This is a genomic window from Shigella sp. FC1967 (assembly GCF_001743005.1).
Classification (GTDB): Bacteria; Pseudomonadota; Gammaproteobacteria; order Enterobacterales; family Enterobacteriaceae; genus Proteus.
The window spans coordinates 1-283 of the sequence record NZ_MIIZ01000149.1 but is presented as its reverse complement, the minus strand read 5'-3'; the positions used below and the strand labels follow the sequence as shown (position 1 = coordinate 283).

The following is a 283-nucleotide window of genomic DNA, read 5'->3' as shown; positions in this document are numbered from 1 at the left end:
GGAGAACTGAAACATCTCAGTACCCCGAGGAAAAGAAATCAACCGAGATTCCCCTAGTAGCGGCGAGCGAACGGGGAACAGCCCAGAGTCTTAATCAATAGCAGCATCAGGAGAACGGTCTGGAAAGTCCGGCAGTAAAGGGTGATAGCCCCGTATCCGAAGATGCTGTTATTGTGAACTCGACGAGTAGGGCGGGACACGTGTTATCCTGTCTGAATATGGGGGACCATCCTCCAAGGCTAAATACTCCTGATTGACCGATAGTGAACCAGTACCGTGAGGG

The 283-nt window shown here is 51.6% G+C and carries 1 rRNA gene; it reads left to right on the top strand.

What is annotated here, in order from left to right:
* Nucleotides 1–283 (top strand): 23S ribosomal RNA (locus BHE89_RS01400); the annotation flags it as partial.